Annotated in this window: 18 protein-coding genes, 1 tRNA gene and 1 riboswitch; of the genes, 12 read left to right on the plus strand and 7 right to left on the minus strand. The window is 33.5% G+C overall.

The features are described 5' to 3' along the window. Window positions 1-191: 191 nt before the first annotated feature. A complete protein-coding gene (locus ACWG42_RS11190) occupies window positions 192-635 on the plus strand; it encodes a nucleoside 2-deoxyribosyltransferase (protein ID WP_455792393.1) in 444 nt (147 codons plus the stop codon). Window positions 636-654: 19 nt separating this feature from the next. Here ACWG42_RS11190 and ACWG42_RS11195 read toward each other — a convergent pair whose 3' ends face one another. Then, window positions 655-1,059 carry a MerR family transcriptional regulator gene (locus ACWG42_RS11195; protein ID WP_455792394.1) on the minus strand — a complete coding sequence of 135 codons (405 nt, stop codon included), beginning with the start codon at window positions 1,057-1,059 and terminating at the stop codon, window positions 655-657. Window positions 1,060-1,165: 106 nt separating this feature from the next. Between ACWG42_RS11195 and ACWG42_RS11200 the strand changes: the two genes are divergently transcribed. Together ACWG42_RS11200 and ACWG42_RS11205 are read left to right on the plus strand one after the other, a co-directional pair. Then, window positions 1,166-2,026: an aldo/keto reductase gene (locus ACWG42_RS11200; protein WP_455792395.1), complete on the plus strand. Its 861-nt coding sequence runs from the start codon at window positions 1,166-1,168 to the stop codon at window positions 2,024-2,026. 1 nt (window position 2,027) lies between these two features. After that, window positions 2,028-2,711, plus strand: a complete 684-nt coding sequence (locus ACWG42_RS11205; RefSeq protein ID WP_455792396.1) for a flavodoxin — start codon at window positions 2,028-2,030, stop codon at window positions 2,709-2,711. Between the two features lie 26 nt (window positions 2,712-2,737). Here ACWG42_RS11205 and ACWG42_RS11210 read toward each other — a convergent pair whose 3' ends face one another. The 5 genes from ACWG42_RS11210 to ACWG42_RS11230 all read right to left on the minus strand — a co-directional run bounded on the left by ACWG42_RS11210 (window position 2,738) and on the right by ACWG42_RS11230 (window position 6,805). Continuing rightward, the gene (locus tag ACWG42_RS11210; protein ID WP_455792398.1) at window positions 2,738-4,468 is read right to left on the minus strand and encodes a GNAT family N-acetyltransferase; all 1,731 of its coding nucleotides are present in this window, start codon (window positions 4,466-4,468) and stop codon (window positions 2,738-2,740) included. Between the two features lie 92 nt (window positions 4,469-4,560). After that, complete coding sequence (locus ACWG42_RS11215; protein ID WP_455792399.1) at window positions 4,561-4,935, minus strand: VOC family protein; 375 nt, start codon at window positions 4,933-4,935, stop codon at window positions 4,561-4,563. Between the two features lie 76 nt (window positions 4,936-5,011). After that, a complete protein-coding gene (locus tag ACWG42_RS11220) occupies window positions 5,012-5,728 on the minus strand; it encodes a hypothetical protein (protein ID WP_455792400.1) in 717 nt (238 codons plus the stop codon). Between the two features lie 35 nt (window positions 5,729-5,763). Then, window positions 5,764-6,483, minus strand: coding sequence for a hypothetical protein (locus ACWG42_RS11225; RefSeq protein ID WP_455792402.1), 720 nt, complete (start codon window positions 6,481-6,483; stop codon window positions 5,764-5,766). After that, window positions 6,476-6,805 carry a PadR family transcriptional regulator gene (locus ACWG42_RS11230; RefSeq protein ID WP_455792403.1) on the minus strand — a complete coding sequence of 110 codons (330 nt, stop codon included), beginning with the start codon at window positions 6,803-6,805 and terminating at the stop codon, window positions 6,476-6,478. Before ACWG42_RS11230 ends, ACWG42_RS11225 begins: the two co-directional genes overlap by 8 nt. A 177-nt stretch (window positions 6,806-6,982) precedes the next feature. Between ACWG42_RS11230 and ACWG42_RS11235 the strand changes: the two genes are divergently transcribed. From ACWG42_RS11235 to ACWG42_RS11260, 6 genes are all read left to right on the plus strand, one after another. After that, window positions 6,983-7,687 (plus strand): ABC transporter ATP-binding protein, encoded by a 705-nt coding sequence (locus ACWG42_RS11235; protein ID WP_455792404.1) that lies wholly within the window; start codon window positions 6,983-6,985, stop codon window positions 7,685-7,687. Window positions 7,688-7,704: 17 nt separating this feature from the next. Beyond that, window positions 7,705-10,953: an FtsX-like permease family protein gene (locus tag ACWG42_RS11240; protein ID WP_455792405.1), complete on the plus strand. Its 3,249-nt coding sequence runs from the start codon at window positions 7,705-7,707 to the stop codon at window positions 10,951-10,953. 8 nt (window positions 10,954-10,961) lie between these two features. Continuing rightward, entirely contained in the window at window positions 10,962-11,423 is a 462-nt protein-coding gene (locus ACWG42_RS11245; protein ID WP_455792406.1) for a methylated-DNA--[protein]-cysteine S-methyltransferase, read from the plus strand. Window positions 11,424-11,541: 118 nt separating this feature from the next. Beyond that, the gene (locus tag ACWG42_RS11250) at window positions 11,542-12,105 is read left to right on the plus strand and encodes an FUSC family protein (protein WP_455792407.1); all 564 of its coding nucleotides are present in this window, start codon (window positions 11,542-11,544) and stop codon (window positions 12,103-12,105) included. Window positions 12,106-12,185: 80 nt separating this feature from the next. Then, window positions 12,186-12,262: transfer RNA gene (locus ACWG42_RS11255), tRNA-Arg, on the plus strand. Between the two features lie 176 nt (window positions 12,263-12,438). Continuing rightward, complete coding sequence (locus tag ACWG42_RS11260; RefSeq protein ID WP_455792409.1) at window positions 12,439-13,245, plus strand: CHAP domain-containing protein; 807 nt, start codon at window positions 12,439-12,441, stop codon at window positions 13,243-13,245. Window positions 13,246-13,296: 51 nt separating this feature from the next. Here the strand turns inward: ACWG42_RS11260 and ACWG42_RS11265 are convergent, their stop codons facing one another. Further along, window positions 13,297-14,796, minus strand: a complete 1,500-nt coding sequence (locus ACWG42_RS11265) for a carboxypeptidase M32 (RefSeq protein WP_455792410.1) — start codon at window positions 14,794-14,796, stop codon at window positions 13,297-13,299. Window positions 14,797-14,930: 134 nt separating this feature from the next. Between ACWG42_RS11265 and ACWG42_RS11270 the strand changes: the two genes are divergently transcribed. The 3 genes from ACWG42_RS11270 to ACWG42_RS11280 all read left to right on the plus strand — a co-directional run bounded on the left by ACWG42_RS11270 (window position 14,931) and on the right by ACWG42_RS11280 (window position 17,253). Then, a complete protein-coding gene (locus tag ACWG42_RS11270) occupies window positions 14,931-15,854 on the plus strand; it encodes a tetratricopeptide repeat protein (RefSeq protein WP_455792411.1) in 924 nt (307 codons plus the stop codon). A 175-nt stretch (window positions 15,855-16,029) separates the two neighbouring features. After that, window positions 16,030-16,281, plus strand: coding sequence for a hypothetical protein (locus tag ACWG42_RS11275; RefSeq protein WP_455792412.1), 252 nt, complete (start codon window positions 16,030-16,032; stop codon window positions 16,279-16,281). Between the two features lie 157 nt (window positions 16,282-16,438). Then, window positions 16,439-16,542, plus strand: a riboswitch (TPP riboswitch). A 48-nt stretch (window positions 16,543-16,590) separates the two neighbouring features. Next, on the plus strand, window positions 16,591-17,253 hold the full coding sequence (locus ACWG42_RS11280) for a thiaminase II/PqqC family protein (RefSeq protein ID WP_455792414.1): 663 nt from the start codon (window positions 16,591-16,593) through the stop codon (window positions 17,251-17,253). Window positions 17,254-17,261: the final 8 nt, after the last annotated feature.

Consider the following 17,261-nt stretch of genomic DNA (forward strand, 5'->3'; position numbering starts at 1 on the left):
TGTATTCTTGGAAATGTGATAATATATTCATGTGATATAATCCCTTTCTGAAAATTTGGTTTCGCGATTAAATTTTATAGGGTTATATCACTTTTTTCAATTCCACATCCATTTTACACTATCAGCAAAGGTTCATCACTGGCTTTTCTTTTATGGGTATAGTATAATTTTAAAAAAGAGAGAGGTAAGTTATGAAAGTTTATTTAGCAGGTTCTTTATTCAATGAAGCAGAAGTAGCACAACGTAAAAAAGAAGGAAACATCATGCGTGAAATGTTCCCTGAACTTGATATATTTAATCCTATTGACCAACCATTTAATGAAAATAAACAAAGTCTTCCTACACCTATTGATATATATGATGCGGATACGAAGGCAGTAGAAGAGTGCGATGTCTTTATTGCGGATTTAACGAATGAGGATGCTGGCGTTATGGTAGAGCTAGGAATCGCGATGAAAAGCAATACGAAAATTATCATCGGTATTAACAGTGATATACGTTTGATAAGTGCAAATCGTTATGATGTACCAACGTATGGTATGAATCATTATGTTTTAGGTGCAGTATTAAAACATGGATACTTTGTACGTAGTTTTGAAGAAGCCATGGCAAAATTAAAAGAAGTAATATCTTAATTCAATCTATGATGAAGCTTTAGGAGTCTTTTTCATCCTTAATGAGATTACTAATATATGGGATTTTTTTTGCTAAGACATCATCGTAAAATTGTTGTTTTGTATCAATATAATCTATACAATTTTGGACTTCTTGTAATTTTTCTAATAGAAGTTCTTTTTTGTGATCCAAAATAAGTTTCCTTTCAGGAATTGAAGATTCACCATCTAAACAAAGTTCTATATATTCTTTCATCTCTACAATACTCATACCACAATCCTTTAAACATGATAAATTTTTAATCCACGCAACATCCTTATCATCAAAGACACGATAGTTATGTGAATCTCTTTTAACATTAGGAATAAGACCTTCATTACAATAATATTTCAGCGTTTCATACGTCATCTCTGTTTCGAGACAGACCTCTTTCATTGAATACATAAAATTTCCTCCATTTATTTTAAAAAAGCATTGACCGGTTGTAACTACCGTCTTGTATGATTTGATTGTATCCAAAAAGAGACGATAAGTCAAGGAGGTATACTTTATGGAATATGTTACTTTGCGAAATGGTGTGAAAATGCCAAAATTAGGATTTGGAGTTTTCCAAATAGCAAAAGAGGATTGTAAACGTTGCGTGTTAGAAGCAATCGATGCAGGATATCGTCATATTGATACAGCACAGTCTTATTTTAATGAAGAAGAAGTGGGACAAGCTGTGAAAGAATGTGGAGTGCCTAGAGAAGAATTATTTATTACTACAAAAGTGTGGATTGATCATTATGGTTATGAAGCTTGTAAAGAATCACTACTTAAATCTATGGAGAAGTTAAAGGTATCTTATATCGATTTGGTGTTGTTACACCAACCATTTTCTGATTACTATGGAGCATATCGTGCCCTTTGTGATTTCTATGAAGAAGGAAAAATCAAAGCAATTGGAGTTAGCAACTTTTCTCCAGATCGTTTGGCAGATATGGTTGCTTTTCAAAAGATTGCACCACATGTAAATCAAGTAGAAGTGAATCCATTTCATCAACAAATACTGGCTCAAGACAATATGAAAAAAAGAGAAGTACAAATGGAAGCTTGGGCACCTTTTGGAGAAGGCAAACAAAATATGTTTGAAAATGAAGTTCTTCAAAATATCGCCAACAAATATCAAAAAAGTGTCGCTCAAGTAATTCTACGTTGGTTGATGCAACGAGATATCGTTGCACTTGCAAAATCTACTCATATGAATAGAATGAAAGAAAATATCGATATATTTAATTTTGAGCTTTCTGATAAAGATATGCAAACGATATCAGAACTAGATAAAAAAGAAAGTTTGTTCTTTTCACACCAAACACCTGAAACAGTAGATTTTTTTGTAGAAATGGTGAAACAACGGAAAGACAAGGTATAGCATGAAAAAAATATTGATACCGATGATGGCACTTGTTCTATTGTTTAGCGCAACTGCGTGTTCAAAGGAAAAAGAAACACAAGTAAGTCAACCAAAAGATACAAGCACCACAGGGGAAACACAAGATTTAGGAAAAACACTGGTCGTATATTTCTCGGTTCCAGAAACTACTTCTCCTGAAAACATGAGTAAAGAACAAGAAAATAGTACAGTAGTTATGGATGGAGAAGTTTTAGGTAATACAGAATATGTTGCGAAAGTGATTCAGGAACATATTAGCGCAGACATATTTCGCATAGAACCTAAAACTCCATATACGACAGATCATGAAGCTCTTATTGAACTAGCGGATAAAGAACTTGAAGAACATGCACGTCCACAACTAAAAGAAGGAGTAGAAAATATTGAACAGTACGATACGATTTATATTGGTTATCCTACTTGGTGGAGTGATTTACCAATGATCGTATATTCCTTTTTAGATATGTACGATTTATCTGATAAAACCATAATTCCTTTTAATACGCACGGTGGAAGTGGGTTTGCAGGTACAATAGAAAACATTATAAAAACAGAACCTAATGCTCATGTAGTGCAAGATGGATTGAGTATTTCAAGAGATGATGTAGAAGAAAGTAAACAAATGATTATAGAGTGGGTAGATGCATTCCGTAAGAAATCATAAAAAAACGAGCAGAAATTTGCTCGTTTTTATAATTCTTCATTGATAAATAAAGGTTTCTTAGGGAATGTTTCACTACCTAATTCTTTCACCATCATGTGTGTTATAACTTTCTTTCTTCCTGGAAGCTCCACATCTTCTTCCAACATGACAAAGACTTTTTTATCATGTTCACAAAGTAAGGATAACATCTGATCACGTGCTGTTTCACTTTGATAAATACATTCATGGATGTAAAGAGCATCTTCTTGTTCTTCAAGGACACTATAGCCATCCATAACTCCATTTACTTCATGGAGAAGAATAACATAATTCCACAAGGCACTATAGGCAATCTTTTGTTCATAGTATTTAGTATCACGAACACGATAACCATTTTTATCTTTCGTAAATATTTGGTAGTTTTCTAGTAACAAATTAGGAGAAGTACAAGGAGATAGTGTTCCTGTTTTATCTGTAAAACTTGCTTTGTCCAATTTTGTTTTAGAAAGTGCATATACTTCTTCAAATCCAAATGCTTTATATACATCCCAATCATAAGCCTGTAAAAGAGTGAAACGCTCACTTTTCTTCAAGTCTTCTAGAACATAATTCATCAGACGTTTCATATACCCACAGCCTTCATATTCAGCGTTTGTTGCGACACCTACAATAAAGGAGACTTGTTCCTCTTTGCCATCTAATACGATTTTCATTTTCCTTGTTTGCATCATCGCAATCAATTCTTCTTCACTATAAAGAATATAACATTCTTCTTCATGATACATATGGGTAAAGAAGTACTCTGTACTTTCCTTTGTTTCATCCTCAAAACGTTCAGTCCATAATGCTTTGATAGATTCTAAGAAAGTATTGTTAGCTTTTGAAATCTCAATCTTTTGATGACAACTTCCAAACTTCTGTGTTTTTGAAATTGGCTGCATATCTGTTTTTGCTTTTCGAAGTTCTGGATGTCCCATATCATCTTCACGATTTAAATATAGGACTTTTTCATCAAGTGTTTCTAAGAATAATTTTAGAATCGCAATATATAAACCACGAACAGATCGATTGGCTTTTTCTACATGGATTTGTACAGTATCTTTTGATAAACGTGAAGTGATGTTGAATGCTTGCAGTTGCCCATCGATATAAATACAACCGCCCTGAATTTCCAACGTATTTAGATTCGTTAGCAATAAACGAATACCTGCTTCTTCTGCATCGATGCTATCATCATGATCTTTGTTTGCTTTCCATGCCTTTAACAATTCATAAATGTTTGGGATATCACATTCTTCTAATGCTTTATAAACAAAGCGTCCTTCATATTCTTTTAAAAATGCATTATAATGATTTCTTCTTTTTTGCATTTTCTTTCCAACAAGAGTTTCTTGTTGTTTGCGCTCATAAATATAATCTCTTGCATTATAACAATCCCAAACTAAAAATTCATCCGGATAGTTTTCTTGTAGCCAATTCTTAAATTCAAGGGTCATGGAATGAATTTCAAACTCCATCCCTAAAGTAGAAGAGTATTCCTGAATGGTTTGCATTGCTTTTTTACGATATTCTTTCGTGCAATATGGCATCATCCATATGGTCGGATGATTTGGCATTTTAGTATAAGCTATTGCATAATGTTCGAAGGTTTCAAAGTACACTTCATACATGGAAGACCACATCAACATTGTGATGATATTGGAATTATATTCATTGTAATCAGCTTGTTTTATATAAGGAGATAATTCATCTTTATTTTCTAATGTTAGTTTTTTCATAGTACCTCTTCAATCTTATGGAATTATTATAGACCTCTATAACAAGATTCACAAGTATTCTGCCTGAAAAAAGAAAAGATATCCAAATAGTATTAGATATCTTTTTCAGGTACGATTTCTAGCCAATAATCATCAGGGTCATGGATGAAATAAATGCCCATACTTGTATTCTCAAAGCAGATGCAATCCATCTCTTTATGTTTTTGATAGGCCTTATCAAAATCCTTCACACAAAACGCTATATGACTTTCATTTTCACCTAATTCGTAAGGTTGTGGATGATCTTTCAACCAAGTTAATTCTAACTCAAAAGAAGAAATGCCATCTCCAAGGTAGCATAATACAAAGCTTCCATCACTTGCTTCTTTTGTACGAATGACATCCAAATCAAGAGCTTCTTTATAAAATGTAATGCTTTTTTGCAGATCCGTTACATTGATATTACAATGTGCTATACGATATTCCATTTTGTAACACCTCCTGCATATAGTATAGCATAATTTCAAAAAGACTTAGGATTCTTTGATTCAAAATAAAGACCCTTTAGGAAAGAGTCTTTGTCATTTGTATATGTTTTTTATGAAGGGATTGAACGAACTTGGTTAGGAGTATCTTACATATAAATGCAACAAGAATAATGAGTATGATCGTAACTAATGGAATCTCAATTTCATTTGAAAAGCCAATTGCTTGGACATAAATAGTTACGCATATTCCAGCAGTAATCCCAGCCACTACGCATTGTATCATTATAAGCTTCTTTGATCTTTTTCTCTCTTTTTTTAAAGCTGTTTTTGTAACATATTCATAGATTGCGAAAGGTATGGTCATCAACACAAAAAATAGGATAAGGGAAAGGATAGGAACGGAAAGATATGTTTGAAAAATTCCATTCTCAAATAGGTGTGTATAATCAATATTGAATAATAACATAATTGTACTCAATAACACGAATTCATAAAATACGATTTCGATAAGCTCAATGATCTTTACAGTTTTTGTTTTCTTTGGTGTGCTAGCAATAATTTCATCACAGAATGCTTTAAAATCATCACCGATCTGCTCATGTATATCGACGTTTTGATTTTGCGCATCCAAGAACATGGCTAAGAGATCATGGCGTATTTCTTCAATTTGTTCATCGTAAATATCACTAGATCGTAAATAACAGACAATATCAACCATGATGATACTGTTTTCACTTGTAAGTTCATTGTCCAGCTTGTTGTTGGATAGACGTAATTCTTTTAATTTATTCATAGTAGTATAGACCTCCTGTAGGTAATTGTTGATTGTTACTGTTGCACGATAGTAAGTTCTATGTGTTTTTTTCGTAAATACAAAATCCATATATTCGTTATAATTAAAGTAAAGAACGAGATGATATTGACGATGAGTATATGCAATAATGAGATAGAAAAGATTGCGTTTTGACCTATTAGAAAACTTGAAATCAATAGGAATATGAAGACGGAAGCGCCATTACATACAGAAATGATGATTCGAGTGTGTCGACGACTATGAAGAATTGGTATTAGAATTCTAGGAACATACATATTTAGTAAGAAAATAAGATAAGGGTATACAATCAAATATATAAGAGATATAGTGGGAAGGTACAAAGGAATTTCTTGTCCTGAAAAAAGAAGTGAAAGTTTATTTACTATAGAAGGTGATACAATGAGAAAACCAATAGTTGATACTGTAAAAATAGTTGCAGAGATACGGAAAAATTCAAGAAAACTTTCAAAATATGTTTTTTTGATTGAGTTTTGTTCAATTTGATCACAGAAAGAAGAAACACTAAGACCTACTTTTTTATCAAAAGTTATCCCTTGTTCTTGCGCTTCTAACATGATATATAGAATATCTTGTTTTGTTTCTTCGATTTTTTCAATATACAAACGTGACGCAAGTAAATACATACTAATATCTAAGTAAATAGGCTTATTGATATAATCTAATTTCTTTGATAATTGTCGATTTGTTTTTCGTAAAGCTCTTAGTTTATTCATGATGATATCCTCCATTTAGGGCATCTACTGCATTCCTTAATTCATTCCACTGTGTTACGAAATTAAATAGTTCTTGTTCACCTAAGGGTGTTAAGGAGAAATACTTTCTTTTAGGGCCTAATGCAGACTCACGATAGACTGCTTTTATGAGTCCATTTTTTTCAAGACGCAAAAGTAAAGGATAAATAGTTCCTTCTGAAATCTCTCCGAATCCAAATTCTTTCAATTGAAGTGATATCTCATATCCATATGTCTCTTTGTGCTGTATGACTTGTAAAATACAACTATCTAGAATGCCTTTTAACATTTGAGAGGGAATCATAGGTCTACTCCTTTCACTATCTTGCAATGCAAGTTACTTATAACTATATTGTAAAGCAAGGTAGCTGAGTTGTCAACAGGAGTTTATATAAGATAGTGTTACAAAAGTAACATTTATAATGCCGAAATCAAGAAAAACGAGTATAATATAGATAAGATAATTATGGAGGGAACGTCCATGAGCGCCTATATAGAGTTTAAAAATGTAAAAAAGATTTATAAAATGGGAGAGGTTGAAATTGAAGCACTTAGAGGTGTTGATTTTTCGATTGATAAGGGTGAGTTTGTGATAATAGCAGGAGCAAGTGGTGCTGGAAAGAGTACCATTTTAAATATCCTTGGTGGTATGGATAGCAGTAGCAGTGGTGATATTTATGTCGATGGTAGAGAAGTGAGTAAGTTTCAACGCAAAGAACTAACAACATATCGTCGTTATGATATTGGGTTTGTATTTCAGTTTTATAACCTTGTACAAAATCTTACTGTAAAAGAAAATGTAGAACTCGCTACACAAATCTGTGAACATCCGTTGGATATCGATGAAACTATTAAGGCGGTTGGTTTGGAAGAAAGAGCATCTAATTTTCCAGCCCAATTATCCGGTGGTGAACAACAACGTGTTGCGATTGCTCGTGCACTTGCGAAGAATCCAAAATTGTTGCTATGTGATGAGCCAACAGGTGCATTAGACTATAACACTGGAAAACAGATTTTAAAACTCTTACAGGATATGTGTAAATCACATGGTATTAGTGTGGTTGTAATTACGCATAATCTTGCACTTACCGCAATGGGAGATAAAGTTATTAAAGTACGCAATGGAGGTATTGAAAGTATTGTACAAAATGAACATCCACTGCCTGTAGATGAAATTGAATATTAAATCGAAAGGAATCCATCATGAAGAAAAAAGCACTTCTAAAAGATACAACACGCGAAATTAAAAAATCTTTTGGACGCTTCATTTCCATCTTTGCAATCGTGGGAATCGGAGTGGCTTTTTATGCTGGAATTAAAGCGAGTGTTCCTATTATGAAGAGTTCAGCCGATGTATATTATGATGACTATCGGTTAATGGATTTTAAAGTACAATCAACCTTAGGACTAACAAAGGATGATGCGACCGCAATAGAAAAAATAAGTGGAGTAGAGGGTGTATATGCATCTCATACACTAGATACTTTAACGATGCAAGGTTCACAACAAAACGTTGTACGTGTGATGTCCTTTCCAATGAACAAGGAAAGTAAGGATTCTAGTTATATTAATCAATACAAGTTGGTAGAGGGAAGAATGCCTACAAATGAGAATGAATGTATTATGGAAGCTGATAAAATTGCGCCTTCTGGATATGCATTAGGAGATAAAATTACACTTACTTCAGGGACATCTGAGAAGCTTGGAGAATCCTTAAAAAATGATACGTATACAGTTGTAGGTAAGGTAATGACACCTTATTATCTATCCTATGAAAAAGGAAGTTCTACTGTTGGAGATGGAAAGGTAGCTAGATATATCGCTATACCAGATACAAACTTCACTTCAGATGTATATAGTGAAATTTATGTAACAGTGGATGGGGCTGTTTCTTATAATTCCTATCATGATGATTACTTTGATAAAATCAAACCAATCGAAAAAGCTATCAAAAAAATATCAAAGGAACGTGGCGATGTTCGTCTACAAGAAGTTAAGAAAACAGCACAAGATAAACTAGATGAAGGTATTGTAGAGTACGAGGAAAACAAAGCGAAGTTTGATCGTGAAATAGCTGATGCTAAAGCGAAATTAGCAGAGGGTGAACAGCAGTTAAACAAAGGAAAAGCAGATTTATCTTCAAACATAAAAAATACAGAAACTACGTTTAAACAAAAAGAACAAGAAATTGCGGATGGTAGAGCAAAGGTTGCGGAACTACAACAACAATATACAACAGGCTCTACGCAACTAGAGTCTAATAAAGAACAATTTGAAAATAGTAAAGCTAGTGCGTTAAGTGAAAAGGCAAAGTTACAAACGCAGTTGGATGGCATCAATGAACAGTTGATTGCACTTAGTAATGCCCTACAAAATCCAGCTCTTGGCGAAGAAGAAAAAGCAGTACTTCTTAAGCAAAAAGAGGAGTTGACAAAAGGACAAGCAGAATTATCAAATGGGATTTTAAAGATACAGAGCGAACTTGATAATGGACAACAACAGTTGGACAATGCGCAACAACAATTGACACAATTAAAAGAAGCCATTTCCACAACCACTTCACAATTAAATGCTGGAGAACAACAAATCAAGGATGGGAAGTTGAGTGCACAAAAAGAATTTGAAAAAGCACAAGCAACAATTTCTAAGAATGAGAAAGAACTCAATGACAACAAAATCAAGCTTGCCAATGAAGAACGAGATGGTATTGCGAAACTTGAAGAAGCAAAAGAAACAATAGAAAAAGGTAAAAAAGATATAGCAGAAATAGAAGAACCAAAGTGGTACGTACTAGATCGACATTCCCATTATTCCTATATGGATTTTGGTGGTGCTGCGGATCGTATGGATGGTATCGCAAAAGTGTTCCCAGTATTCTTCTATCTTGTAGCGGCACTTGTTTGTTTAACAACAATGACCCGCATGGTGGATGAACAGCGTCAAGAGATTGGAACGCTTAAAGCACTAGGGTATTCCAATGCATATATTGCGATGAAGTATATTGCATATGCTGGAATTGCGAGTATCTTTGGAGGTTTATTCGGTGCTCTCGTGGGTACTGTGATTTTCCCAACCGTGATTTATAATGCATGGGGTATTATGTATCTTATGCCTTCGGTAACCTTGCATTTTGAAGTTGCGATGGCATTCACCTCTATTGGTATTGCGTCCTTCGTGACTATTGCAGCGGCTGTATTTGCATGTTATAAAGATTTGATGGAAACTCCATCCCTTCTTATGCGTCCAAAGGCACCAAAGAATGGTAAGACGATTCTATTAGAACGTATTCACTTCATTTGGAAACATTTCAATTTCATTCATAAAGTAACTGCACGAAATATCTTCCGTTATAAGAAAAGATTCCTTATGACAGTAATTGGTATAAGCGGTTGTACTGCTTTATTAGTGGCAGGATTTGGTGTTCAGGATTCTATTGGAGAAATTGTTACGAAACAATACGGAGATATCTTTACCTTTGATATGAGTGTAACTTACAAAGAGGATTCAACACTTACACAAAGAGAAGAATTGAACAAACAATTAAGTAGTGATTCTACATTTAAAGATCATATGGAAGTATCTATTCTTCATGGTACATTTAGAGATAAAGGCGATGATCAAGGCGTTGATATTTATGTGGTAAATGACAAAGAGAAGTTCAAAGATTTTATCGATGTGAGAACACGCATTGGCCATGAAGAAGTGCCTATCCAAGATGATGGGGCAGTCATTACAGAGAAACTAGCAAAACGAAAAGGTGTTGATGTTGGAGATACACTTGCCATTAACAATGGGGATGGTGTTCAAAAGAAAGTGAAGATTACAGGGATTTGCGAAAACTATGTTGGACATGCAATTTATATGAGCAATACGTATTATAAGGGATTGTATCATGTTAGCGCAAAACCAAGTGGACAACTTATCAAGATAAAAAAATCATATATCAAAGAGGAAAGTAAAATTGGAAACAAGTATATGCAAGATGATATGATTCAATCCGTATCCTTCTATTCCAGCATTGCTTCTAGCTTTGAGAAAACGGTAGATTCCTTATCGTTTGTAGTAGTAGTATTAATTATATCAGCCGGATTATTGGCATTTGTCGTGTTATACAATTTAACAAATGTAAATATATCCGAACGATTAAGAGAAATTGCAACAATTAAAGTATTAGGATTTTATGATAATGAAGTAAGTGCATACGTATACCGTGAGAACATATTCTTAACAATCATTGGTGGTTTTGTTGGATTATTCTTAGGTATTGCATTACATGGACTCATTATGGATTTAGCAGAATTAGATAATGTAATGTTTGGAAGGAATATTGATATGTCATCATTTATGTATTCTTTTTTGATTACTGTAGCATTCGCAATTATTGTAAATCTTGCGATGTTCAATAAACTGAAAAAGGTTCCAATGGTAGAATCTTTGAAATCAGTAGAATAGGAGCCGATATGTATTGTGCATATTACAAATCTCCAGTAGGAATATTGGAAATTAGAGCAAACGAAAAAGCGATTACACATGTACTTTTCTCAGATGAACAAAAACAAGAGAGTCTTAATGCATGTATTCGTGAATGTTGTAAACAGCTAGATGAGTATTTCGAGGGTAAACGTACAACCTTTGACTTGCCTTTACAACCTACAGGAACACCTTTTCAAGAAAAGGTTTGGAAAGCACTATGTAGCATTCCTTATGGAGAAACTTGTTCGTATCATCATATCGCAAAGTTATGCGGAAATGATAAAGCAAGTCGTGCAGTAGGGATGGCAAATAATCGTAATCCTATTTCTATTATCGTCCCTTGTCATCGCGTTATTGGCGCAAGTGGTAAGATGGTAGGATATGGTGGAGGATTGGATAAGAAAATCTTCTTATTAGAGTTAGAAAAAGCACATAAGAAAACACAATAGGAAATTGATGTTGATGGATGTTAAGAATAGGTGATGGAAGGAGAAATTCTCTAACCATCGCCTTTTTTACAATTTATAAGAAATTTGTTATAATAAAATGTACTGAAAGAGGTGTAGAATGGATTCTCAAAATGAAAACAAACAAATGGAAGAAACTATAACAACGATTTCAAAAGAACAAATATCATCTAAGAAAATCTTCGGTATTGGTTTAAGAAATATCAAAACGGCAATTTCCGCAACCTTATGCGCTATCATTTATGAATGTATTGGTCGTAACGCTACCTTCGCTTGTATAGGGGCTGTCTTTGGAATGGATAACTCTGTCCCATCTTCCCTTAGAACTGGAGGGAATCGTTTAATAGGCACAGTCATTGGTGGTGTTATTGGTATGTTGTTTTATAGTCTTAGCTTACTGTTATCGTATCATCATATTACCCATATAATACTCATTTTCATTGGAATTATATTTTTGATCAATATGAGCCAATTATTGAAATGTTCCAATGCAATACAAGCAGGCTCCGTTGTCTTTTTTATCGTTATGTTAAATACACCAGAAGATCAGTTCTTCTCATATGCGATTAACCGTATCATCGATACAGCCTTCGGAGTAAGTATGTCCATTCTCATAAATTGGTTGCATGTTAAAAACTTGTATCATAAAAAACAAATGGATTAAGTTGTAAATAAATTTGAGTTCGATAAATTATGAAATGCATATAGCGAGCACATGTTGAATATGTTATAATGTTCGTGCATGTGCCCGTAGCTCAATTGGATAGAGTATCAGATTCCGATTCTGACGGTTGCAGGTTCAACTCCTGTCGGGTGCGCCAGAATATTATAGAAGCCCTGTTGTGGGGCTTTTTTATATGATTAATTGAATTCAATTAAATTGAAATATCACTATAGTTTAGGAAAAGATGAATTACGCCTCACTCCTATGTTCATTCTATGTGTTTATACTACAAGGATATGAATTTTATACATATTGTAATGTAAGAGATAGAACGTGTTAGGAAAGGAAGATTTGATGAAGACTCCAACAGATTTTAAAAAAGAAGTGCTAGGTGTGCGAAAAGATATGGATGGATTTTATGGTGCACAATGTTGGGATGGGTATGCATATTATATGAAGTGGTTAGGTTATCCCTATTCTTTTTGTACATCCACTGGGTATGTAAAAGATATTTGGAACAATCGCAATATCAACGGTATGTTAACTTCTTGTGATGTTGTGACAACACTACAAAAAGGGGATATTGTGGTGTTTAAAGAAGCACCCAAAACTCCTTATAGCCATATCGCTATATTTATGGCAGATAATGGAGATGGCACAGGAGTTTTTTTAGGTCAGAATCAAGGAGGATTTGCGGGAGCATTTAATGAAGCAACCTTCTCTTATAGTGGAATGTTAGGCGCTTTCCGACCAAACGTATATAAAGACTTATATACGAAACCAACAAAGACAAAATACAAGATTGGTACGTATGTATGTACGAATACTCTTTCCACTTCAAGTATGGGGGGAAGAGTATATAAAGGAGATTGGGAAGGAAGAATTACAAGAGTTGAAGAAGGCGCGAAGTATCCTTATTTGTTGAACAATGGAACTGGTTGGACCAATGATACTGGGATTGATAGTGATCCGCATATTCCGGGAGGACAAAAGAAGTCATCTGATCAAATTGCGTTAGAAATTTTTAGAGGAATAGGAAATTGGGGAAATGGTCAAGAACGCATAGCGAAGTTAAAGAGTGCGGGTTATGATCCAAATCTTATTCAAGAAAAAATCAACGCATTGTTTAGAAAAAAATAAGAAAAGCTAGTGTAAGAACTCTGAAAGAGATTTCTACATCTAGCTTTTTTCTTATTTTATATCATAAATAGCCGCGTATTTTTCTTTTAAATAATGGATGTAATACATTGGATCAAAAGCTTCTTTAGTCGTATCCATCATAATTTCTTCTGCACTTTTTAATGCCCCATATTGATGAATATTGTTCGCAAGCCATGAATAAATTTTTTCAAATTCTCCATGTTCAAGAATATGATTTACATCTAATTCCTTTTCCATCTGATGGTAGAATTGAGCTGCAAATGCACTTCCTAATGCATAAGTAGGGAAGTAACCAAAATTGGAAGCACCCCAATGCATATCTTGTAGGATACCTTCAGCATCGTTGCTTGGACGTATACCAAGATATTCCTCATATTTATCATTCCACATCGTATCTAGTTGTTCATAATCCACTTTTCCATCAAAGATAGCTTTTTCTAATTCATAGCGAATGAGAATGTGAATTGGATAGGTTAGTTCATCTGCTTCTGTGCGAATGTAAGATGGTTCTGATACATTGATCATTTCCATGAAAGCATCAAAGGATACATCGTTCAAATATTCAGGAAAACAAGCTTGTAGCTTTGGATATAATGGAATCCAAAAGTGTGGGTTTCTACCTATATGATTCTCTAAGAAGCGTGATTGAGATTCATGCATTGCATATCCTATCTCAGTTTCAAGTGTAGTACCCTCATAGTCTGGATTTACATGCAAACCATAGTTGGCATGTCCATACTCATGAATGGTAGAGAATATTGCGGACATTACATTGTCTTCATGATAATGAGTTGTGATTCTTGCCTCATCAGTAGAAAAGAATTGTGTAAATGGATGTTCGCTTGTTGTAATATAACAGTTCTTGGGATTTGCCTGAAGGTATTTCATTAGGATATCCATAAACTCTCTTTGTTCCTCTACTGGATACGATTGTAGTAAAATTCCTTGATCGATATGTTTTCCTTCTGCTAAAATTCGTTTGATAAATGGTAATAGTTCTTCTTTAATTTTATTAAAGAACAGATCATAAGTTTCAATATTTAAACCTATTTGATAACGATCCAAAAGATAATCATAATCACTACAAGTTTTATTTACATAGGTTAGTATTTCTTTTTGCTTCTCAATAATCTGGATTAAATATGGTTTAAAAATTTGATAATCATTTGCTTCTTTGGCTTTCTCCCATGCAGTTTGACTCTCTGCCTTTAGTTGAGTAAAAGAAACATAAACCTCTTTTGGAAGTACTCGAATATCTGATAGATTACGTAACATCAAATCTAATTCTTTCTGTAATTCTTTTGAATTATCTTTATTTTTTGCCATTTCCTCAATCAATGTCACATGTTCGGGAAAAGTTTCATGAGAAAATGATTCTCCTGATAAAATAGAAACCATGCGATTGCGATAAGATAAACCATCTTTTGGTGCAATGGTAGCAATGTCAAAATATAAAGTGTTTAACGCAAGGTTGTATGCGTTTGACTTTTCTTTGTATTCTTTAAATAATGATGTTTGATTTTTTTTCATAGAAACCACTCCTTGTCTATTATTGTATCACATTCATGAGGAAATATTCGAATAAATAAACCTGATAAATGTATGAAAGTACTATATATATAACGAACAATGAAGTATACTATAATTATAAGAGAGGTGATTCTATGAAAAGCAATGAAAAGATGATGAGGGAATTAGAAAAGTATATACAAGATCATTGTGAAGATGAAAGAGATTTAGAAAAAATCGGGCATGAATTTATGGAGCTTTATAACAATCATAAATTACCAGAAAGAAACCTTAGCAAAGAAGAGCAAGCACAAGAATTGGTATATGAGTTGGATGATTGTCAAAGTGAGAAAGAATACATAGCATTACTAGAAAAAATTTTAGAACTTGATCCTGAAAATCTTGATGCGTTATTTTTAAGTTTAGATGTTTGGGAAGATGATGCAGATGAGCGATATGAGAACCTAGTGAGACTAGGGGAAAAGAAAATGAAAGAAAAAGGATTTTGTGATGAAGATTCCATTGGACATTATTGGGGTATCATTGAAACGCGTCCTTTTATGCGAATCAAAAAAGCATATCTTGAATATCTAATGGAACATGGGAAGTTTATGCTTGCTTTAGAAGAGGCAAAAGATATGATGCGTTTATGTGAACATGATAATTTAGGAGTTCGCTATTCACTCATAACAATCTATGCACGTCTTCAACAATATGAAGAAGCTAAAAACTTTTTTGAACAATGGGATGAACCTTCTGCATTTATGTATATCCCAATGATTATCTTGAATTATCAAATGAATAAAAGAGAAGAAGCAATACAGTGTTATGAAGAATTTCAAAGCTATAACAAAAACTGTAAGAAAGTATTTAAGAAAAAGGGAATCAATATTGAGCAATTAGAAGCCAGTGTAGAAGCACAAATGTATGCACCATTTAGTGAAGAAGAGATTTATATTGCTTTAAGTCAAAACATTTGTCTACTAATGGAAAACATGGAAACAATCATGGATTTCTTTGTGGAACATCTCGTTAAGACAACAACTAGCAAAAAAAAGAAAAAAGAAATTTTACACTAAGTGAATTTTTTTCCACAACGCTATGATGCTCGTTATGAAAATTTTCTATAGGTTCAACGTGAGTAGACAAAAAAATATGGCACTGGAAAGCTATAGTATACTATATGATAAGATGTTAAATTTAATATTACTGCGGAATTTATGATACCCAAAAATATATAAAGGGGGTCACAAGATGACTTGGAATGATTATGAAGTCAAGCAAAGGCATGGAAATTTAACTGTTGGTCTGCTTGATGGAATATATGTGCTTGAAAGAAAAGTACAGAGTGGGATGGCTAGTGATTTTTATAAACTCGATAAAAATGAATATGAAACGTTCTATGAATGGTGTAGCGATGAACAGAAGATTTTGGAGATACGTTTACGAAAAGTATGGACGCGAGGGTTTTTTAGAACTTCTGAATTCAGATTGATGAATGAATAAAAACATATTCTGAGCAAGTGATTTAATGTCATTTAATGAGTAAAAAATATAAGTGTTTAGATAGTTCTATAAAAAATCGTGTCTCAAAAAAATGATTCGTAATGATATAGATGACAATTTATAAATTGACGTAGTGTAAGAATCATGCTACTATTTTAAAGTACATAAAGGGAGCTTGTAAACAGGCTGAGAGGAAGTTGAGAACTTCGACCGTACCTGATTTGGATAATGCCAACGTAGGGAACATAACCGTAACATATAAGGGATATGCTCATTGGCATATCCCTTTGTTTATGGGGAGGAGAAAATATGACATTTATAGAAGAAACCATACAAAAAAGTTGGGATATTTGGAGTCAATATGTGGATCATCCATTCCTAAAAGATATACGAAACCATACCATGAAACAAGAAATGTTTATACAGTACTTGATTGAAGATACAAAATATCTGAAAGAGTATGCACGTTGTTTTGGAATGGGGATATTTAAGAGTGAAACCATGGATGAAATTTGCCTTTTTTATGAGATGTTAAAGTTTGTAGAATCTAATGAAAGTGCTGCACGTATTCGTATGTTAAAAGCATTGGGGTATGATGTTAAGCAACTAGAAGTAGAACCAAAACAAGAAACTTGTAGAAATTATACAAATTTCTTACACGAAGTTGCGAAAAATGAAGGGAATATCGAGATTTTATATGCGACTCTTCCTTGTATGCTTTCATATGCGTACATTGGAAAATGCTTGTTAGAAGAGAATGTGGATTTGATTCAAGAAAGTGTATATGGTGATTGGATACAGGAGTATTGTTGTACGGAATATTTGGAAAAGTGTAAAACATGGATGAACTTTGCGAATGAAGCGAGCCAGTATTTAAAAGAGAATGAAAAAGAGCACCTTCAAGAATTGTTTCGTGAAGCGAGTATACATGAACTGAAGTTTTGGAATATGAGTTATCAAACGAAAGGATAGGTAAGTAT

The sequence above is a fragment of the Amedibacillus sp. YH-ame10 genome (assembly GCF_053848885.1).